21 protein-coding genes are annotated in these 20,595 nt (G+C 38.0%); 13 read left to right on the top strand and 8 right to left on the bottom strand.

Annotation, left to right across the window (positions count from 1 at the left end; genetic code table 11):
* Positions 1-71: 71 nt before the first annotated feature.
* Entirely contained in the window at positions 72-734 is a 663-nt protein-coding gene (locus ACFX4G_RS17570; RefSeq protein WP_013056047.1) for a potassium channel family protein, read from the top strand.
* Between the two features lie 43 nt (positions 735-777).
* Here the strand turns inward: ACFX4G_RS17570 and rnjA are convergent, their stop codons facing one another.
* Positions 778-2,445 (bottom strand): ribonuclease J1, encoded by a 1,668-nt coding sequence (rnjA, locus tag ACFX4G_RS17565; protein WP_013056048.1) that lies wholly within the window; start codon positions 2,443-2,445, stop codon positions 778-780.
* A gap of 5 nt (positions 2,446-2,450) precedes the next feature.
* Positions 2,451-2,660: a DNA-dependent RNA polymerase subunit epsilon gene (locus ACFX4G_RS17560; protein ID WP_057238645.1), complete on the bottom strand. Its 210-nt coding sequence runs from the start codon at positions 2,658-2,660 to the stop codon at positions 2,451-2,453.
* 548 nt (positions 2,661-3,208) lie between these two features.
* Between ACFX4G_RS17560 and ACFX4G_RS17555 the strand changes: the two genes are divergently transcribed.
* Positions 3,209-3,991 carry a Cof-type HAD-IIB family hydrolase gene (locus ACFX4G_RS17555; RefSeq protein ID WP_097823991.1) on the top strand — a complete coding sequence of 261 codons (783 nt, stop codon included), beginning with the start codon at positions 3,209-3,211 and terminating at the stop codon, positions 3,989-3,991.
* 28 nt (positions 3,992-4,019) lie between these two features.
* Here the strand turns inward: ACFX4G_RS17555 and def are convergent, their stop codons facing one another.
* Positions 4,020-4,574, bottom strand: a complete 555-nt coding sequence (gene def / locus ACFX4G_RS17550) for a peptide deformylase (protein WP_013056051.1) — start codon at positions 4,572-4,574, stop codon at positions 4,020-4,022.
* A gap of 174 nt (positions 4,575-4,748) precedes the next feature.
* Positions 4,749-4,859 (bottom strand): YjcZ family sporulation protein, encoded by a 111-nt coding sequence (locus ACFX4G_RS17545; protein ID WP_016763434.1) that lies wholly within the window; start codon positions 4,857-4,859, stop codon positions 4,749-4,751.
* 169 nt (positions 4,860-5,028) lie between these two features.
* On the opposite strand from ACFX4G_RS17545, the gene ACFX4G_RS17540 reads away from it, so the two are divergent.
* The 6 genes from ACFX4G_RS17540 (at position 5,029) to ACFX4G_RS17515 (ending at position 11,684) form a co-directional block, all read left to right on the top strand.
* Positions 5,029-5,694, top strand: a complete 666-nt coding sequence (locus tag ACFX4G_RS17540; RefSeq protein WP_097823990.1) for a YkyA family protein — start codon at positions 5,029-5,031, stop codon at positions 5,692-5,694.
* Positions 5,695-6,275: 581 nt separating this feature from the next.
* Positions 6,276-7,391 (top strand): pyruvate dehydrogenase (acetyl-transferring) E1 component subunit alpha, encoded by a 1,116-nt coding sequence (gene pdhA / locus ACFX4G_RS17535; RefSeq protein ID WP_013082293.1) that lies wholly within the window; start codon positions 6,276-6,278, stop codon positions 7,389-7,391.
* A gap of 3 nt (positions 7,392-7,394) precedes the next feature.
* Positions 7,395-8,372, top strand: a complete 978-nt coding sequence (locus ACFX4G_RS17530) for an alpha-ketoacid dehydrogenase subunit beta (RefSeq protein ID WP_013056055.1) — start codon at positions 7,395-7,397, stop codon at positions 8,370-8,372.
* Between the two features lie 102 nt (positions 8,373-8,474).
* A complete protein-coding gene (locus tag ACFX4G_RS17525) occupies positions 8,475-9,776 on the top strand; it encodes a dihydrolipoamide acetyltransferase family protein (protein ID WP_013082294.1) in 1,302 nt (433 codons plus the stop codon).
* A 3-nt stretch (positions 9,777-9,779) separates the two neighbouring features.
* On the top strand, positions 9,780-11,192 hold the full coding sequence (lpdA, locus tag ACFX4G_RS17520) for a dihydrolipoyl dehydrogenase (protein WP_013082295.1): 1,413 nt from the start codon (positions 9,780-9,782) through the stop codon (positions 11,190-11,192).
* A gap of 249 nt (positions 11,193-11,441) precedes the next feature.
* Entirely contained in the window at positions 11,442-11,684 is a 243-nt protein-coding gene (locus ACFX4G_RS17515; protein ID WP_043979546.1) for a hypothetical protein, read from the top strand.
* 49 nt (positions 11,685-11,733) lie between these two features.
* Here the strand turns inward: ACFX4G_RS17515 and ACFX4G_RS17510 are convergent, their stop codons facing one another.
* The gene (locus ACFX4G_RS17510) at positions 11,734-13,254 is read right to left on the bottom strand and encodes a glycine betaine uptake BCCT transporter (protein WP_057241788.1); all 1,521 of its coding nucleotides are present in this window, start codon (positions 13,252-13,254) and stop codon (positions 11,734-11,736) included.
* Between the two features lie 392 nt (positions 13,255-13,646).
* Here ACFX4G_RS17510 and ACFX4G_RS17505 point away from each other — a divergent pair, with 392 nt between their 5' ends.
* Positions 13,647-13,772, top strand: a complete 126-nt coding sequence (locus ACFX4G_RS17505; protein WP_013056059.1) for a GapA-binding peptide SR1P — start codon at positions 13,647-13,649, stop codon at positions 13,770-13,772.
* 35 nt (positions 13,773-13,807) lie between these two features.
* On the opposite strand, the gene ACFX4G_RS17500 is transcribed toward ACFX4G_RS17505, so the two are convergent.
* Complete coding sequence (locus tag ACFX4G_RS17500; protein WP_043979540.1) at positions 13,808-15,283, bottom strand: aminotransferase class I/II-fold pyridoxal phosphate-dependent enzyme; 1,476 nt, start codon at positions 15,281-15,283, stop codon at positions 13,808-13,810.
* 531 nt (positions 15,284-15,814) lie between these two features.
* Between ACFX4G_RS17500 and ACFX4G_RS17495 the strand changes: the two genes are divergently transcribed.
* Complete coding sequence (locus ACFX4G_RS17495; protein ID WP_013056061.1) at positions 15,815-16,084, top strand: UPF0223 family protein; 270 nt, start codon at positions 15,815-15,817, stop codon at positions 16,082-16,084.
* A gap of 49 nt (positions 16,085-16,133) precedes the next feature.
* On the opposite strand, the gene ACFX4G_RS17490 is transcribed toward ACFX4G_RS17495, so the two are convergent.
* Complete coding sequence (locus ACFX4G_RS17490; RefSeq protein WP_013056062.1) at positions 16,134-16,769, bottom strand: YktB family protein; 636 nt, start codon at positions 16,767-16,769, stop codon at positions 16,134-16,136.
* Between the two features lie 267 nt (positions 16,770-17,036).
* Between ACFX4G_RS17490 and ACFX4G_RS17485 the strand changes: the two genes are divergently transcribed.
* Positions 17,037-17,222 (top strand): hypothetical protein, encoded by a 186-nt coding sequence (locus ACFX4G_RS17485; protein WP_013056063.1) that lies wholly within the window; start codon positions 17,037-17,039, stop codon positions 17,220-17,222.
* A 195-nt stretch (positions 17,223-17,417) separates the two neighbouring features.
* The gene (locus ACFX4G_RS17480) at positions 17,418-18,224 is read left to right on the top strand and encodes an inositol monophosphatase family protein (protein ID WP_016763440.1); all 807 of its coding nucleotides are present in this window, start codon (positions 17,418-17,420) and stop codon (positions 18,222-18,224) included.
* Between the two features lie 108 nt (positions 18,225-18,332).
* Here ACFX4G_RS17480 and ACFX4G_RS17475 read toward each other — a convergent pair whose 3' ends face one another.
* The gene (locus tag ACFX4G_RS17475) at positions 18,333-18,518 is read right to left on the bottom strand and encodes a YlaF family protein (protein WP_016763441.1); all 186 of its coding nucleotides are present in this window, start codon (positions 18,516-18,518) and stop codon (positions 18,333-18,335) included.
* Between the two features lie 113 nt (positions 18,519-18,631).
* On the opposite strand from ACFX4G_RS17475, the gene typA reads away from it, so the two are divergent.
* Complete coding sequence (typA, locus tag ACFX4G_RS17470) at positions 18,632-20,470, top strand: translational GTPase TypA (RefSeq protein ID WP_028407947.1); 1,839 nt, start codon at positions 18,632-18,634, stop codon at positions 20,468-20,470.
* The last annotated feature ends 125 nt before the right edge of the window (positions 20,471-20,595 follow it).

Genomic DNA, 20,595 nt, shown 5'->3' with positions numbered 1-20,595 from the left:
GTTGATACAAAAGAATTGTGGTAAAATAACGGTAGTTCAGATTTTTTCCTGTACATAATGGAGGAATTCAAATGAAAAAAGAATTTGCAGTCATCGGATTAGGTAGATTCGGAGGAAGTATTTGTAAAACATTAAGCGATCAAGGAATGGAAGTTCTGGCGATTGATATTGATGAAGAAAAGGTAAATGAGTATGCTAACGTTGCTTCGCATGCAGTAGTAGGCGATTCAATGGATGAAGGGGTTCTAAAAAGTTTAGGAATTCGTAATTTTGATCATGTTATCGTAGCTATTGGTGACAATATTCAGGCAAGTATTTTGACGACCCTTATTTTAAAAGAGCTGGGCGTTGAAAAAATAACGGTAAAAGCGCAAAATGATTATCATGCCAAAGTATTATCAAAAATTGGCGCTAATTTTATCGTGCATCCCGAACGAGATATGGGCCGAAGAATTGCCAATAACATGATTTCAAACAGCGTGCTAGATTATTTAGAGCTATCTGAAGAACACAGCATTGTCGAATTAGTAGCGAGCAAAAGAATGGCTGGCAATACGCTGATTGAGTTAGACATTCGTGCAAAATATGGCATTAACATTGTAGCCATTAAGCGTGATCGAGATATCATCGTTTCTCCTCAGGCGTCCGAAACGATTCAAGAAGGGGACGTGTTGATTGTTATTGGAGCAGATGCAGATATCAACCGCTTCGAAAATAAATTTGCCAGTGCCTAATAAAAAAAGAGCAGATGCAATTGCATCTGCTCTTTTTCTTTTATTAAACCTCCATAATGATTGGTAAAATCATTGGACGGCGCTTTGTTTTTTCGTAAAGGAATGGAGCCAATGTATCTGTGATTTCATTTTTAATCTCAGACCATTGTGACGTACGACGTTCCATCACTTTGTTCAAGTGTTTTGTAATGAGGGACTGTGCATCATTAATTAAGTCGCCAGATTCGCGCATATAAACAAAACCACGAGAGATAATGTCTGGACCAGCAGCGATCTTGAAGTCTTTCATATTGATGCTTACAACCACAATAACAAGACCTTCTTCAGATAAAATGCGGCGGTCACGAAGTACGATATTTCCAATGTCACCAATTCCGCTTCCGTCAATATATACAGAGCCTGAAGGGATTTTGCCAGCTACTGAAGCTTCGCTGTCGCTTAAAGCTAGCACTTCTCCATTATCCATAATGAAGCAGTTTTCTTCAGGAACTCCACAGTCTGTTGCAAGTTTGATGTGCATCTTCTGCATGCGATACTCACCGTGAATTGGCATAAAGTATTTTGGTTTCATCAAACGAAGCATTAATTTTTGCTCTTCCTGTCCGCCGTGTCCAGAAGTATGGATATCGTTTAGAGCACCGTGAATAACCTCTGCTCCTGCACGGAATAGCATATCAATTGTTTTGCTAACACTTACTGTATTTCCTGGAATAGGTGAAGATGAGAATACAACCGTATCTCCAGGGATAATTTGAATTTGGCGGTGAGTACCGTTTGCAATTCTAGATAGCGCTGCCATCGGTTCACCTTGGCTGCCTGTACATAAAATAGTCACGCGGTTAGCTGGAATTCGGTTAATTTGAGAAGGCTCAATGAACGTATCTTTTGGACATGAAATATATCCAAGCTGTTGGCCAATCTCAATAGCTGCTTCCATACTGCGTCCGAATACAGCAACTTTACGGTTATGCAATACGGCTGCTTCCACTACTTGCTGTAAGCGGTGAATATTTGAAGCAAACGTTGCAAAAATAATACGGCCGTCTACTTTACGGAAAATGTCATGAATGCTGTCACCTACGCGGCGCTCAGACATCGTAAAGTTAGGAATTTCACTGTTTGTACTGTCTGAAAGCAAGCATAGAACGCCTTCTTTGCCGATTTCAGCCATTTTTGTTAAGTTAGCCGGTTCGCCCACTGGTGTAAAATCAAACTTGAAATCTCCTGTATGTACGATTTGTCCGTTTGGTGTTTTTACCACAATTCCGTAAGAATCAGGAATACTGTGAGTTGTGCGGAAGAACGTTACCGATGTTTTACGGAATTTAATTACGTCATCTTCAGTAATTTCATGAAGCTGAGCTGTACGAAGCAACCCATGCTCGTCTAATTTGTTGCGAAGAAGTCCAAGGGCTAATTTCCCTGCATAAATAGGAATGTTTAATTCTCTTAATAAGTAAGGAATTCCGCCGATGTGATCTTCATGACCATGTGTAACGAAAAGGCCACGGATTTTATCTGCATTTTTTACTAAATAACTGTAGTCAGGAATAACGTAGTCAATTCCTAAAAGCTCATCTTCAGGGAATTTAATTCCTGCATCAATAAGAATAATTTCATCTTGAAACTGTACGGCATACGTATTTTTACCGATTTCACCTAGTCCACCCAGGGCGAAAACTGCCGTTTGATTATTTTTTACAAATTTCATTTTCATCATATCTCCAATACTTTAAAATCTTCATGCTGTTGTTCATATTCTAGATAGTCTCCAGTCACTGCTTGAACAAACTCAATATTAATTGAACGCGCTTTTAACTTTTTACGAACGTCACGCTCAGAATCTGCGTTCACATACACCGTTTTTGTATTTTCACGTACAGCTACTTCATTCATTTTTTCTTGAAAATAAACTTTAAAAATCATAACAAAAATCTCTCCTTAATTCCGAAATTCAAATAACTTATTTTATTATATTATAAAATGTGTATGTATTTCATGTATTTTCTAAAGAAACTTGCTTTCACTACATTTTAGTCATCTAAATATAACAAGTCAATTAATTATAGAATAATATTAATAGGAAACGGATACAAGACTATATTTTCCGGGCGTATAAAAAATAAGGGCTATTCCATTGTACGATGCAGACACACACTCTGCAAATTTTACAACAGAAAGCCCTAAAAAAATCGATTATGCCATCGTTTTTTTACGCAATAATTCATTCCAGCGTTTTAGCAGCCTTTTTCGAAAATCTTTTAACATGATTTTTCAGCTCCTTTGTTTTTTGCAATACCTGCCTGTCTCTCTCTGTACTTTTATTATATGATGAAAAGGGAGAGGTTTCTCGTGGTTAAATATGGAAATAATGTAAATAGGACCGCCCATTTATAGAGAAACCAGCGCTTGTTTGATATAATTGGAAAGGCTTAACAAAGAGATAAAAAATTATAAAAAATAAGGTGATAAACGTGGAACAAAAGATTATTTTTTTTGATATTGATGGAACGTTATTGGATCATGATAAAAAACTGCCTGCTTCTACAAAAAAAGCTGTCCAGCTGTTAAAAGAGCAGGGGCATGAAGTGGCAATTGCAACTGGAAGGGCTCCTTTCATGTTTAAAGATCTGCGTGAAGAGTTGGATATTCAAACATATATTAGCTTTAATGGTCAGTATATTGTTTTAAATGGAGAAGTTCTTTACAAAAACCCGTTAAATAAAGAAGAGCTTCAAGATTTAACAGCTTTTGCTGTTGAGCATGATCACCCTGTCGTATACATGGATCATGAAGATATGAAATCAAACATTGAGTTTCATGACTATATCGAATCCAGCATCAGCACGCTGAAAATTGGATTTACCCACCCTCACCACGATCCTACTTATTTCAAAGGGCGTGAAATTTATCAATCCCTCTTATTCTGTACAGCGGGAGAAGAAGCTCCTTATGAAGAAAAATTTAAGAAATTTGACTTTATTCGCTGGCATGAATTTTCAACTGATGTTTTGCCAAAAGGTGGATCAAAAGCGCGAGGAATTGAGACCATGATTGAAAAGCTTGGCTTTGACAAAAAAGATGTATATGCATTCGGAGACGGCTTAAACGATATCGAAATGCTGGAATTTGTGGGAAATGGCGTAGCGATGGGAAATGCGGAAGAAGTCGTGAAAGAAGTTGCTAATCTTGTTACAAAAGATGTAGCAGAAGATGGTATTCTCCACGGATTAGAGCTAGTAGGATTATTAAAGTAAGAAAAACGCGAGCTCTAGCTCGCGTTTTTCAGCGTTCATATGGAAAAGCATTTTCAGGTTCTTGAAATGGATTTTCTTTATTAATGTAATCATAAAACATAATTCCGTCTAAATGATCAATTTCGTGCTGAAAGACAACAGCAGGAAGACCTTTCAAACGAATTTTCACTTCTTCGCCTTCAAGCGTTGTGCCTTTTACTGTGATACGTGCATATCGAGGAACAAATCCTGGGATATCTTGATCGACAGACAAGCAGCCTTCACCGCCTGTAAGGTAGGTCTTTTCAACTGAGTGGCTAATGATCTTAGGGTTAAATAATGCATAGCTGTATAGCTTGCCTTTTTCATCCGTAACGTGTACCCCAATCATTCGTTTTGATACATTAATTTGAGGAGCGGCAAGCCCGATACCAGATCGCAGTCCATATTTAGCAGCAATTTCAGGATCTTGGCTGTTTTTTACATATTCTAATAAGCTATGTAAAATCTTTTTGTCTTCTTCAGAAGCAGGTAACGGTACTTCTTTTGCTACTTCTCGCAGCGTTGGGTGTCCGTCTTGAATAATATCGTTCATTGTAATCAACTTTCACATCTCCCTAGGCTATTTTATAGGTATAAAGTGTACCAAATCCGTATAAAAAAGTCATTACCTCGACCTTGACCACATACATGTTTCTACTAATTATATGTATCAAACATATGGAAAAACATGCATAAGAAAAAATAAAAGCGACCGTTAGCCGCTTTTATTGTATAATTACCAGCCGCCACAGCTGCAGCCGATAATAACTAATAAAATGAACAGTACGATTAATAACACGAAACCTTTATTAGAACCGCCACAGCCATATCCACCATAACCCAACATAATGTAACCTCCCGTAGTTATCAATCCCAAGGTAAAAAGTAATAAACTCCCTTTTTTTCACGATTGGGTTAGTATAATATATTAAAAGGTGGAAAAAGGGTGTAGATAAATTGCTAATTTCCTACAAAAATTGTATAATGACCCATGAATAAGGGAGGATTTACCAGATATGAAGTGCGTCGGAAGATATATAGTTATCGGCATTGCTGCTATGTCACTAGCAGGATGTGCAGAGGGCTCATCGCCTGAGCTTGAGGTATATAATGGATTAGAAAAAGTGGTAGCACAAGAAAAGCAATTTGCTGATCAGCAAAAACCGTTAGCTGATTTAGAACAGCAAGAAAATGCGATATACGACCAAATTATTGAGCTAGGGATTAAAGATAAAAAGAAAATAAAAAATAAAGCACAAAAAGCGCAGCAGTTATTAGATGAGCGTGAAAGTAAATTACAAAAAGAAGAAAAAAGCATCAGCGCTTCGCAAAAACAATTTGAAGCGACAGAGCCGAAGATCCAAAAACTAGAGGATGGCAAAGCAAAAGAAGAGGCGCTTGAACTATCTTCGTTAATGAAGAAGCGTTATAAGGCTTACCAGTCCTTACATGATGCCTATCTTCATTCCATTGAATTAGATCGTCAGCTATATACGCTCTTTGAAAAAGACAATGTGAAATTAGAGAATCTTGAAACACAAATCGCTTCGATCAATGCTACTTATAAAGAAGTTGAAAAGAAAAAAGAAGCGTTTAACACATTAACAGCTGACTATAACAAAGCCAAAGAGGATTTTTATAACAAAACGAAGTTAAAGGTGAAAAATAGCGAGGATAAATAAGAAGGCCTGTGAAGTTTACAGGTCTTTTTTTTTGGCTGAAAAGGAAGGTTTTCTGAAATAAAGAAAGAGTTTCGACATGATTCAAGTAAAAATTACAAAAGGTTATTGTTTTAAAAAATCGTTTATTTGTGGCAAGATAGGAGATGTGCAGACGTAAAAAAAGAAAAGGTTATTATAAAACATATAATACAGTTTACATCTGTGTAATAGTACAGCATGTCTTTTTTATGTGTTTTATTTCACAAACTAAAAAAGCGTAATTTCTTGATGTAAATGCATTGACGAACTGTTTTAGTGTATTGTAAACTAGGTAGCGTAGTAAGTGTTGTATTAATCATTTTTGCAAAATAATTAATACAGTTTAACGAAACGTTCGTTTCGCTTAAACTTTCCTTTTACGTAAATGTTTGCACAGAATTCGCTGGGGAATACATAGAAATGTTAAGGATTAGCGAATTCAAAAAGCTACTCGACAAAATATGACTTTTACTTGTCCATTTGGGACATTCTAAAAGCGTGTATGTTTGTTTGATTAGTAAAATGAATTTATACGGCTTAAATGAAAGGAAGAGGTGACTTAGATGGCTGCTAAAACTAAAAAGGCTATTATTGATGTATCAAAGCAACTTGATAAAATCGCTGAGCAGTACCAAACGTTCCAAATTCTTAATGAAGAGGGCGAAGTAGTAAATAAATCAGCATTGCCAGATTTATCTGACGAAAAATTAAAAGAGTTAATGACTCGCATGGTATACACTCGTATTCTTGATCAACGTTCAATTTCATTGAACCGTCAAGGTCGTTTAGGTTTCTATGCACCAACTGCTGGGCAAGAAGCTTCTCAAATCGCTTCACATTTCGCATTAGAAAAAGAAGACTTCATTTTACCTGGGTACCGTGATGTGCCTCAGTTAATTTGGCATGGTCTTCCACTATATCAAGCGTTTTTATTCTCTCGTGGTCATTTCCACGGTAACCAAGCGCCAGAAGGTGTAGATATACTTTCTCCACAAATCATCATCGGTGCACAAATCGTGCAAACTGCTGGTGTGGCACTAGGTCTTAAAAAGCGCGGTAAAAAAGCAGTAGCGATCACTTATACAGGTGACGGCGGAGCTTCACAAGGTGACTTCTACGAAGGTATGAACTTCGCAGGTGCATTCAAAGCTCCGGCAATCTTTGTTGTACAAAACAACCGCTTTGCAATTTCAACACCAGTTGAAAAGCAATCTGCAGCACGTACAATCGCTCAAAAAGCAGCGGCTGTTGGTATCCCAGGCGTTCAAGTAGACGGTATGGATGCACTAGCAGTATACGTTGCAGTAAGCGAAGCTCGTGAGCGTGCAGTAAACGGTGAAGGTCCAACTTTAATTGAAACATTAACTTACCGTTATGGTCCACATACAATGGCTGGTGACGATCCAACTCGTTATCGTACAGCTGAGCTTGACACTGAGTGGGAAAAGAAAGATCCACTTGTTCGCTTCCGTAAATTCTTAGAAGCTAAAGGCATCTGGAATGAAGAAGAAGAAAACAAAGTAATCGAGCAAGCTAAAGAAGATATCAAACAAGCTATTAAGAAGGCTGACGATTATCCAAAACAAAAAGTTACAGATTTAATGGAAATCATGTACGAAACTATGCCTTCAAACTTACAAGAGCAATATGAAATCTACAAAGAGAAGGAGTCGAAGTAAGCCATGGCGCAAATGACAATGATTCAAGCGATTACTGATGCGTTACGCACAGAAATGAAAAACGACGAAAACGTATTAGTTTTTGGTGAAGACGTTGGCGTAAACGGTGGAGTATTCCGTGCGACTGAAGGTCTTCAACAAGAATTCGGCGAAGATCGCGTATTCGATACGCCATTAGCTGAATCTGGTATCGGTGGTCTTGCTGTGGGTCTATCGACTCAAGGTTTCCGTCCGGTTCCTGAAATTCAATTCTTTGGTTTCGTATACGAAGTACTTGATTCTGTATCAGGTCAAGCTGCACGTATGCGCTACCGTTCTGGCGGTCGCTGGAATGCACCAATTACATTCCGTTCACCATTCGGTGGAGGCGTTCATACACCAGAACTTCACGCTGATAGCTTAGAAGGTATCGTAGCATCTCAACCTGGTTTAAAAGTTGTAATTCCTTCAACTCCATACGATGCAAAAGGTCTTTTAATTTCATCAATTCGTGATAACGATCCGGTTGTATACTTAGAGCACATGAAGCTTTACCGTTCATTCCGTCAAGAAGTACCTGAAGAATCATACACAATTGATTTAGGTACAGCTGATGTGAAACGTGAAGGTACAGACGTAACGCTTATCGCTTACGGTGCAATGGTACACTCATCATTAAAAGCAGCTGAAGAACTAGAAAAAGAAGGTATCTCTGCTGAAGTAGTGGACTTACGTACAGTTCAACCTTTAGATATCGATACAATTCTTGCATCAGTTGAAAAAACTGGTCGCGTAGTAGTAGTTCAAGAAGCTCAAAAACAAGCTGGTATCGCAGCTAACGTTGTAGCTGAAATTAACGATCGTGCAATCTTAAGCTTAGAAGCACCAGTATTACGTGTAACAGCACCGGATACTGTGTTCCCATTCTCTCAAGCTGAGGGCGTATGGTTACCAGACCACAAAGATATCGTTGAAACAGCTAAGAAAGTACTTGAATTTTAATTAGCATTTTACTGTGATAGAAATCAGCTTTGTGCTGATTTCTGTCTTAGATAAAATAAACACTAACAAATTGAACGCAACTAACTAGGAGGGTGAAGACACGTGGCATTTGAATTTAAACTGCCGGATATCGGTGAAGGTATCCACGAAGGTGAAATTGTAAAATGGTTCGTAAAAGCTGGAGATGAAATTGATGAGGATGATGTACTAGCAGAAGTACAAAATGACAAAGCTGTTGTTGAAATCCCATCTCCTGTAAAAGGTAAAGTATTAGAAGTAAAAGTTGACGAAGGTACAGTAGCTACTGTAGGACAAGTTATCGTTACTTTTGATGCTCCTGGATACGAAGACTTAAAATTCAAAGGTGACGATCATGATGATGCACCAGCAGAAGAAGCTAAAGAAGAAGCTTCAACTGAAGAAGTGACTGAAGAAGCAACAGCTCCTGCAGCACAAGCTGATGTTGATCCTAACCGTAAAGTAATTGCTATGCCTTCAGTGCGCAAATATGCTCGTGAAAAAGGTGTAGACATTAAAGCTGTTCCTGGTTCAGGTAAAAACGGACGTATTGTTAAAGATGACATCGATGGCTTCCTATCTGGTGGTTCTACAGCTACAGCAACTGCTGAAGCTCCAGCTAAAGAGGAAACTGCTTCAGCTGAACCAAAAGCAGCAGCAGCACAAGCTATTCCTGAAGGCGACCTACCAGAAACTCGCGAGAAAATGAGCGGTATCCGTCGTGCAATCGCAAAAGCTATGGTTAACTCTAAACACACTGCTCCACACGTAACATTAATGGATGAAATCGATGTAACAGCTCTTGTTGCTCATCGTAAAAAATTCAAAACAGTTGCAGCAGATCAAGGTATTAAATTAACATTCTTACCTTACGTGGTAAAAGCGTTAACTTCAGCACTTAAGAAGTTCCCAGCTCTTAACACTTCAATCGATGACTCTACTGATGAAGTAATTCAAAAACATTACTACAACATCGGTATCGCTGCTGACACTGAAAAAGGTCTTTTAGTACCAGTTGTGAAAAATGCTGATCGTAAATCTGTGTTCGAAATTTCTGATCAAATTAACGACCTTGCTGGAAAAGCACGTGATGGTAAATTAGCTCCTGCTGAAATGAAAGGCGCTTCTTGTACAATCACAAATATCGGTTCTGCTGGTGGACAATGGTTTACTCCTGTTATCAACCACCCAGAAGTTGCAATTCTAGGTATCGGACGTATCGCTGAAAAACCAGTTGTACGCGACGGTGAAATTGTAATTGCTCCAGTATTAGCATTATCACTAAGCTTTGACCACCGTATTATCGATGGCGCAACAGCTCAAAACGCTCTTAACCAAATCAAGCGTTTATTAAATGATCCAGAATTATTATTAATGGAGGCGTAATAAATGGTAGTAGGAGATTTCCCAATCGAAACTGATACTCTTGTCATTGGTGCTGGCCCTGGTGGCTACGTTGCAGCAATTCGTGCAGCTCAATTAGGTCAAAAAGTTACAATCGTAGAAAAAGGTAACCTTGGAGGCGTATGCTTAAACGTTGGTTGTATTCCTTCAAAAGCATTAATCGCTGCAGGTCACCGTTTTGAACACGCTAAACATTCTGAAGACATGGGGATTATCGCTGAGAACGTAACAGTTGATTTCTCTAAAGTTCAAGAATTCAAAAACGGCGTTGTAAACAAACTTACTGGCGGTGTTGAAGGCCTTCTTAAAGGTAACAAAGTTGACATCGTAAAAGGTGAAGCTTACTTCGTTGACAGCGAAACTGTACGTGTAATGGATGAAAATTCTGCACAAACGTACAAATTCAAAAATGCTATCCTTGCAACTGGTTCTCGCCCAATCGAGATCCCTGGATTCAAATTCTCTGAGCGCGTAATCAACTCTACAGGTGCATTAGCGCTTAAAGAAGTTCCTAAAAAATTAGTTGTAATCGGTGGAGGTTACATCGGTACTGAGCTTGGTACTGCTTTTGCTAACTTCGGTACAGAAGTTACATTTGTAGAAGCTGCTGATGAAATCTTAGCTGGTTTTGAAAAACAAATGAGTTCACTTGTTAAACGTAACCTTAAGAAAAAAGGAAACGTTGAAATCTATACAAAAGCAATGGCTAAAGGTGTTGAAGAAACTGCTGACGGCGTACAAGTTACGTTTGAAGTAGGCGGAGAGTCAAAAGTAATCGATGCTGACTACGTATTAGTTACTGTAGGTCGTCGTCCTAATACTGATGAGCTTGGTCTTGAGCAAGTTGGCGTTAAAATGACTGACCGTGGTCTTATCGAAATCGATAACCAAACTCGTACATCTGTAAGCAATATCTTTGCAATTGGTGATATCGTAACTGGACCACCACTTGCACACAAAGCTTCTTACGAAGGTAAAATCGCAGCTGAAGTAATCGCTGGCGAACCTGCTGAAATTGACTACTTAGGAATTCCAGCAGTTGTATTCTCTGAGCCTGAGCTTGCATCTGTAGGTTATACTGAAGCACAAGCGAAAGAAGAAGGATTAGCTGTTAAAGCTTCTAAATTCCCATTTGCTGCTAACGGACGTGCGCTTGCACTTAACGCTGCAGAAGGCTTCTTAAAGCTTATCACTCGTAAAGAAGACGGAGTAGTTGTTGGTGCTCAAATCGCTGGACCTAGCGCATCTGATATGATCGCTGAGCTTGGTCTTGCTATCGAAGCTGGCGTAACAGCTGAAGATATCGCATTAACAATTCACGCTCACCCAACATTAGGTGAAATCACAATGGAAGCTGCTGAAGTAGCTATTGGAAGCCCAATTCACATTGTAAAATAATGTTTTTAAAAAGCTGATGCGTAGGCATCAGCTTTTTTTTTGAAGAAAACGGTTTTCATAAAGTATCAGATGCTTGTCAGACAGTTTTTGTTGATGATGAGTATCTCCTTTAGAGGAAACGTGTAAAAAGCGCTGAGGCAGTCTTAAATGAGCTCTAGATGCATACATATGAAGTGGGACGTGCTTTCCTTATAGGTAAATAAAAAAATTGCTCTTTTGGATAACGAATGAAAAGGCGGCGAAGGAGCTATGAAGACGTATTTCGTTTGGAGCTTACACATTGTTATTTGGGTGGGTTATTCACTGGTTGAATTGCTATCAAAACGTGATCAGTTGACATCTAAAATTATTTTATTTTTAGTATTTGCTTATTTAGCTTACGGCATAGCAGAAATGAACGTCAAATCTAAAAGACTGGCGCTTATGATGACGGGTACGACTTCAGCTGTCTGCTTGACATGTTATCAACTAATTTTATTTTGCACAGCGTAAGATTGCATAAAAAAAGCGTTAGCTTATATAAGCTAACGCTTTTTTTGTCTTACACAGATTTCTTTTCTCTTTTCAATGCGCCTTCTTCTTTAAATGCTTTCATTAATGAGAAGACGGTTAGCACCAGCACAATTGAGAATGGAAGTGCTGCTATAATCGCAGCTGTTTGGAGCGCGTCCAAACCACCTGTCCAAAGCAGAATGATTGCTGTTAACGATTGAATTAATCCCCACGTAAGTTTAATAGAGCCTGAAGGATTTAGATCACCATTTGTTGTCTGCATTCCTAAAACAAATGTAGCTGAGTCAGCTGATGTAATAAAGAACGTAGCAATTAAGCAAATAGCGACAATGGACATGAACGTACCAAATGGAAACTGTTCAAGTACATAGAATAAAGCAACTTCTGTTCCTTTATTGTTGATAACATCCATAACAGGAAGATCCTTAAAAAAGTCTAAGTAGACCCCAGAACCTCCGAATACAGCAAACCATAATCCACCAAATACGGTCGGAACAGCTAGTACACCAATTAAAAATTCTCGAATGGTTCTGCCTCGTGAAATACGAGCAATGAACGTACCAACGAACGGTGCCCAAGCGATCCACCATGCCCAGTAGAAAATTGTCCAATCTTGAACCCAGGTGCTGTTATCAAACGGGCTCAATCGAAAACTCATTGACGGCAAGTTTTGAATGTAGCTGCCAATGGTTGTAACGAATAAGTCCATAATAAAGTTGGTTGGACCTGCAAATAACAAGAACAGCATTAGCAGAATAGCTAAAACAATATTAATGTTACTCAAATACTTAATACCTTTGTTCAGCCCCGTCTGTGCTGACAGCATGAACAAGAACGTCACGATAATAATAACAATTAATTGAGTCGTAAAATTATTGTCAATACTTGGCGACAAGTAAGAGGCTCCACCGGTAATTTGAATAGCGCCCAGTCCTAGAGACGTTGCCACCCCAAAAATAGTTGCAAATACGGCGATGACGTTTATGATCGTTCCAAGAGGTCCATCAACACGTTTTCCTAATAGTGGACGTAAAATATTGCTGATGATGAACGGATAACCTTTTCTAAATTGAAAATATGCAAGGGCCAGTGCAAGAACGGAATAAATAGCCCAAGGATGTAAACCCCAGTGGAAAAACGAATAACGTAGAGCTGCACGAGCTGATTCTGCTGTACCGCCTTCACCAGAAGGTGGAGTATGAAAATGATTGATTGGTTCTGAAACACCCCAGAATACAAGTCCAATCCCCATACCAGCACTAAATAACATGGCAAACCACGAGACATAACCATACTGAGGCTTTTCGTCAGGTTTACCTAATTTAATGTTTCCGTACTTTGAAAAAATTAAGTACAGCGTAAAAACCAAGAATAATGTAGCCGCTAATAAATAATACCAGCCAAATTTCTCGATGATAAAACTATGTATTGCCGATGTAACAGGTGTGAGCGCTGCGCTTCCTAGCGTAGATTCCGGAATAACACCCCATACGATAAATACTGCAGCAATAATAACCGAAATGATAAAAACGGGAGTCAGTTTTTTCATCGATTAACACTCCTTTCCTATTCTATTTTACATAACATAGTGTTTCATATAGCCTTTTCAGCTATACATGAAACCACATGGTTATACATTTTAGTGAAGTTTGTATGAAATGTCTACCCTATTAGTAAGAAAAAGCAGAAAGAGAACAAATTCTTATTTTTCTTAATTATTTTAAAGTGCTGAAATAGATGTGAAATTAGACATTGTTTTTTCATATAAATAGAGATGATGCTAAGCGTTCAGCTTTTTGAAAACAAATATAACATTTATGTGAAAAATATTTTTAATGTGACATACTAATTAGTTGTTGACATATTTAATGTGACATAATAATATAATATCAAGAGTTGTAAAACGCTTACAAAAAAGACGGTTAAAGGGGAGTTTACAAAATGGGAACAATCGTATGTCAAACATGTAACTGCACAATTGATCATTTCGAAGATGAGAAAGTGACGCGATTATACTCAACATGTAAAAGCGGAGAATGTCAAAAGGCAGATGAAGATTTAGATTAATTCAATAAAAAAAGGTGCGGATTTCCGCACCTTTTTTATTGAATTGCTTTATGTTCTTTAATGACACGAAATGTTTTTAATTCAAAATCTTCCGGACCCTGCACAGGTAAACCTGCCTCTAAGTTTGTTTCAATGTAGGTTAAATTTTCCTCAGTGATGATTTCCCCAGGAATAAAAATAGGAATACCAGGAGGGTAGACCATCACAAATTCCGCAATAATACGGCCTGCCGATTCATGAAAAGGTACCACTTCGGTTTCAGCGTAAAAAGCATCGCGAGGTGTTAAAGCCAATACAGGAATATCAGGCAATAAAATAGCCGGTTTTGCCGTTGTCTCAGAAAGATTATGGAATTTTGCAGATAACTCACGCAGAGCCATGATCAGACGTGAAAGGTCTTCTTCTGTATCTCCAGGCGTGATAATACATAGAATATTATAAAGGTCAGACATTTCAACTTCGATATTATGAGCTTCACGCATCCATTTTTCTACGTCATAGCCCGTAATTCCTAAATCTGAAACAGAAATAATTAATTTAGTAGGGTCTAAATCATACGTAGCTTTTGTCCCTAAAATTTCTCTGCCTATACATCGGATATGCTCAATGGTATTAATTTCTCTTCGTGCTTTTTCAGCAAGAGAAATTGCACGTTCAGCCAGCTCTTTTCCTTCTGTAGCTAATCGTTTTCGTGCAACATCTAAAGAAGCCAGCAGCAGATAAGATGTTGATGTTGTTGTCAGCATGCTTAAAATAGACTGTACACGTTTTGGAGAAATTAAGCCTTCGCGTATGTTTAGAATTGAACTTTGCGTCATAGAGCCGCCTAATTTATGCACGCTTGTTGCTGCCATATCTGCGCCGGCCTGCATAGCAGACAAAGGCAAATCATCATGGAAGTGAATATGAACGCCGTGAGCTTCATCAACAAGTACAGGAACTTGATACGAGTGGGCAATTTCTACGATTTTACGAAGGTCTCCGGAAATTCCAAAATAAGTTGGATTGATAACAAGCACTGCTTTTGCTTCAGGGTGCTGCTTTAAGGCTTTTTCTACAGAGTCCGATGTAATACCGTGAGAAATGCCAAGATTTTCGTCAATTTCAGGGTGAATAAAAATAGGCGTAGCTCCTGAAAAAACAATCGCACTCATAACAGATTTATGCACGTTTCTAGGAACGATAATTTTATCTCCAGGCCCACATGTCGCCATGACCATTGCCATAATTGCTCCGCTCGTTCCTTGAACAGAGAAAAAAGTATGGTCAGCACCGAATGCTTCTGCAGCTAAATCCTGCGCTTGTTTGATAATGCCTTTTGGCTGGTGAAGGTCATCAAGAGGACCGATATTAATTAAATCAATGGATAAAGCATCATCGCCAATAAATGAGCGGAATTCAGGATCCATTCCATTTCCTTTTTTATGTCCAGGGATATGGAATTGTGTTGGGTTTTTCTTAGCGTGATTAACCAATCCAGTAAATAATGGAGTTGAAAATTGAGAAGACAACTTTGCTATACACCTCTTTTATCATAAATTGTCAGTCCCTCTAAGCAAAGCTTAGAGGGACTTTGATTGTTTTTTTATCAAATTACAGCATTCAATTTTATATACCAAAAACTAGTGGCTGTTGAATTCTACATATTAAAATATCACATCTTTTTTCTATAAAAGAAATTCAACAGAAATGCTATTCGGCAGTTTTCTTGATTTTAACCATTATATAAATGAATGAAACGTGTATGTTTACTACTGTTTGATAATATAAATACAATTTTTAGTTAAAAAAATACAAGTAATTGTAAACTGCTTATTACTCATGATTTTATAGTTCTTTATGTTTTGAAAATCCCCATAAAACAAAAGAATTATAGCACTTATTAACCCATTTGCAAAGATATTTTAAAGAGAAAATAAAAAGAAAAAAAAGGAGAAATTCTTTTGTGTGAAAAGAGAATAAATTTTGTGTACATTATAGATTGTGATAGAGTTAAGAATATAGATATACATAGATTGAAGAAATAAATGGAGTGATGAGAAGTGGAATATCAATACCCTATCTCCCTTGATTGGAGTACAGAAGAAATTATTGATGTAGTGAAGTTTTTTGAAAGCATTGAACGAGCTTATGAAAAAGGTATTGAGCGTGATCACCTAATGGCAGTCTATCGCCGATTTAAAGAAATTGTGCCAAGTAAAGCAGAAGAAAAAACAATCTGTAACGATTTTGAAGATCAAAGCAAATACTCTTCTTATCGAACGATTCAAAAAGCAAAGGCTGCTTCTTCTGGAGACATCATAAAAATGTAAAAAATGGAGCCAAGCTTGGCTCCATTTTTTTTATATCAATTCGTTAAAATTATGCATATGCTTTTTTAGTTAGTTCATATAATGGAGTTACCGTATGAAATGTTTGTTCAATACGAGCTATCCATTCTTCGCCGTTCATTGCAATCGCTTCTTCTTTTGGAATTGTAATACCGCATAGGATCTCAGCTTTTTTAACCGTCTCTAGACGTTCAAACAAACTCTCTAAGTCTTCAGAAGATAAGTCGCCCATTTTGTCACTATCAGGTTTTGTATGATCTTTTGACCAAACAAACGAGGCTGGGATATTTTGACGAATCTCCTCAATGTTTTGTTTTAGCAGCTTTCCAAATTGTTCTTTAATAGGTGATTCGTAAATGACGGCGAACCACACAAAGACATGTGTTTCCCAAAGGCCAATTTGAAAATGAGGGAGCTTTTTATACCCGCGTTTACTGTTAGCAAAGGCTACCCACGTATCTGCTGGCGGGTTAACTGTTCTTCGTGCATGTTTGGCAATGTGTACGAACATTTCATCTCCACACAGTGAAGAAAGAGTAGGAGCAAAATGATTGCTCAATTGTTCGAATTTTGGGCGTATCGTTGTCTTGATGGCTTCCATACGTGCATCAAGTCCCTCGATACGGAATACGTTAAAGTCATCTTGTGAAAATCCTGAGAATGCCATGTGAAACCTCCGTTTTTTAGTGAATATGTATAGCTGCTGTGCATCTATGCAAGTAAGTATGATTTACGCGAAGATTCTACCACATGAAAAGCATAAACACCAATTAATTCGCATATGCTTGTCAAAACGTGTCTATCATTTTTTTATAGGTAATCACACAATTTAGTTACATGAGATTAGGTTTCGACATAGACTATATCAATCAAAATATCTGAAAATTTAGTTTTCTATAAGCGGGTTCAATAATTTGAGAGGGGTGTTTGAAACATGAAACAAGTGGTGAATATGTATAAGAAGAATGATGGACAAAAAAGATTAGGTGTAATTCGTTTGGAGTTAGATTACGAGTTAGCGACGTTATATGAAGCCATGATGGAGAATAATGAGGAACAAAAACAAAAATGTAAGCGAAAGCTCGAGAAACTTCGTGAAGAAATGATATCTCTTCAGTAGCAGATACGGGAATAAAATAGAACAAATAAGGGTAAACTGTAAAAAAGGATTAAACTGAATGAGCAGATTCATAAGTGGTAACAGAGCACGTGGGAGAAGAAGCGGCAGTTCTTCTCCCACGTGCTCTGTTAATTGACATCTTGCAGAGGTTTTTTTAAGCTTAAATAAGAGACGTATTTTTGAGGGGGAATTGAGATGACGCAACGCTGGAAAGAAATCGATACATACGTTAAAGAGTGGCTAAAAGAAGCTGGACAAAAAATTCAACAGTCGTTTAGTAAAGAACTTCTCATTCAAACGAAATCGAATCCAAATGATTTAGTAACAAATATGGATAAAGAAATCGAACAGTTTTTTATCTCAAAAATCAATGAAACCTTTCCGGAACATCATATTCTCGGAGAAGAAGGATATGGAGAAGAGCTTGAATCAGAAGAAGGAACGATTTGGATTATCGATCCAATCGACGGGACGATGAACTTTGTTCATCAGCAGCGGAATTTTGCTATTTCTATCGGTATATTTGAAAATGGTGTAGGACAAGCAGGCTATATTTATGATGTTATTCATAATGAGCTGTATCATGCTTTAAAAGGACAGGGCGCGTTTATGAATGACATCCAATTGCCGAAACTTGAACCTGTACCAGTTGAACAAGCTATTATTAGCCTAAATGCAACATGGGTAACTGAGAACCGCCGTATTGATCCTTCCGTATTAAGTCCGCTTGTGCGTAAAGTAAGAGGGACCCGTTCATATGGATCCGCAGCTATTGAGCTTGCTTACGTAGCGGCTGGACGCTTGGATGGATACATTACTCTACGTTTGGCTCCATGGGACTTTGCTGCCGGTAAAGTATTGATTGAAGAAGTTGGAGGAGTTATGACGGATTTAGAAGGAAAGCCGTTAGAAATTCTTGAAAAAAGCAGTGTATTTGTAAGCAAACCAACATTACATGACGAAATCTTTCGTACGTACCTTGAAGGAAAGTGGAATAAATAAAATAGAAGTGAAGACTTACGTGTAGTCAAAGAATTTTGTGATGAAAAAACGTCATGAACCATTTTGATGTTGCAAATGGCCATGACGCTTTCAATCATCGCAAAAAAATTACAGCTGCCCTTTTTCTCGCATTTTTTTCTTAGTCGTAAAGCCAAGGCCCATTACAACAATTAAAGCTGCGATAGCTAAAATGACCCCGAGAGCGCTTCCTTCTCCGATAAATATGCCGATTGACATAATTGCCGCAGTTGCGATAAATGCATATAAAACAAATACCCACTTAATGTTTCTCATGTTGATTCCTCCCATTTATAACGGATATTTATAGTGTACAACAAAATCATTCTGCAATTCTAGAGTTAGTGTGATATAATAGCTTAGTTATTACAAGCATAGGAGTGAAATGCGTGAACATTCGTAAAGATTTACGTAATATTGCCATTATTGCCCATGTAGACCATGGGAAAACAACGTTAGTAGATAAATTATTACATCAGTCCGGAACATTCCGTACTAATGAGCATGTTGAAGAACGTGCGATGGATTCAAATGACCTTGAGCGTGAGCGTGGAATTACAATTTTAGCGAAAAACACAGCTATTAATTATAAAGATACGCGTATCAACATTATGGATACGCCGGGACATGCTGACTTCGGTGGAGAAGTTGAGCGTATTATGAAAATGGTAGACGGTGTTCTACTTGTAGTAGACGCATATGAAGGATGTATGCCTCAAACTCGCTTTGTATTGAAAAAAGCATTAGAGCAAAACTTAACGCCGATTGTTGTTGTTAACAAAATTGACCGTGACTTTGCTCGTCCAACTGAAGTAGTGGATGAAGTAATTGACTTATTTATTGAACTAGGTGCAAGCGAGGAACAAATTGAGTTCCCTGTTGTTTATGCTTCAGCAATCAACGGAACGGCTAGCACGAATCCTGAAAAGCAAGATGAGAACATGTCATCTCTATTTGACTCAATCATCGAGCACATTCCAGCACCGGTAGACAACAGCGACGAACCACTTCAATTCCAAGTGGCAATGCTTGACTACAATGACTATCTTGGTCGTATCGGTGTAGGTCGCGTATTCCGCGGAACAATGAAAGTAGGCCAGCAAGTTGCATTAATGAAGCTTGACGGTACGGTAAAACAATTCCGTGTAACAAAATTATTCGGTTTCCTAGGCTTAAAGCGTGTTGAAATCGAAGAAGCAAAAGCAGGAGACCTGATCGCTGTATCAGGAATGGAAGACATCAACGTAGGTGAAACCGTATGTCCGTTTGACCACCAAGATGCACTGCCAATTTTACGTATTGATGAACCTACTTTACAAATGACGTTCTTAGTAAACAATTCACCGTTTGCTGGTCGTGAAGGTAAATTTGTTACATCTCGTAAAATTGAAGAGCGCTTAATGTCTGAACTTGAGACGGATGTAAGTTTACGCGTGGAAAATACTGATTCACCGGATGTATGGGTTGTTTCAGGACGTGGAGAACTTCATTTATCTATTTTAATTGAAAATATGCGTCGTGAAGGATATGAGATTCAGGTATCAAAACCTGAAGTAATCGTTCGTGAAATTGATGGCGTTCGCTGTGAGCCAGTTGAACGTGTGCAAATCGACGTACCTGAAGAACATACGGGTTCTATTATGGAATCAATGGGTGCTCGTAAAGGTGAAATGGTTGATATGATTAACAACGGCAGCGGTCAAGTTCGTCTGATCTTTATGGTTCCTGCACGTGGTTTAATCGGTTATACAACTGAGTTCTTATCGTTAACTCGTGGATTTGGTATCATTAACCATTCATTTGATAGCTACCAACCAATGCAGCAAGGTCAAGTTGGAGGTCGCCGTCAAGGTGTGCTTGTTTCTATGGAAAGCGGTAAATCATCTACTTATGGAATCCAAGGCGTAGAAGACCGCGGTACAATTTTCGTTGAGCCAGGTACAGAAGTATACGAAGGTATGATCGTAGGAGAACACACTCGTGAAAATGATATCGTTGTTAACATCTGTAAAATGAAGCAAATGACGAATATGCGTTCTGCGAATAAAGATCAAACAACAGGTATGAAAAAACCTCGTATTATGTCTCTAGAGCAATCACTTGAATATTTAAACGAAGATGAATATTGTGAAATCACACCAGAATCTATTCGTCTACGTAAAAAAGTTCTTGATAAAAATGAACGTGAAAAAGCAGCGAAAAAGAAAAAATACGCTGACACGAAATAATAAAAAAAGTAAGTCGTTAGCTCTATCTGCTAGCGGCTTGTTTTTTATCTATTATATCAGAATTTTCTATTTTTTGAAAGCGTTTTATAAAAGAGGGATTTGGAAAGGAAAAAGGTGGCTTATAT

It is taken from the genome of Priestia sp. YIM B13486, assembly GCF_042787865.1.
Taxonomy (GTDB): domain Bacteria; phylum Bacillota; class Bacilli; order Bacillales; family Bacillaceae_H; genus Priestia; species Priestia megaterium.
The sequence above is the reverse complement of the archived record's forward strand: the minus strand, read 5'-3'. Positions and strand labels throughout refer to the sequence as shown.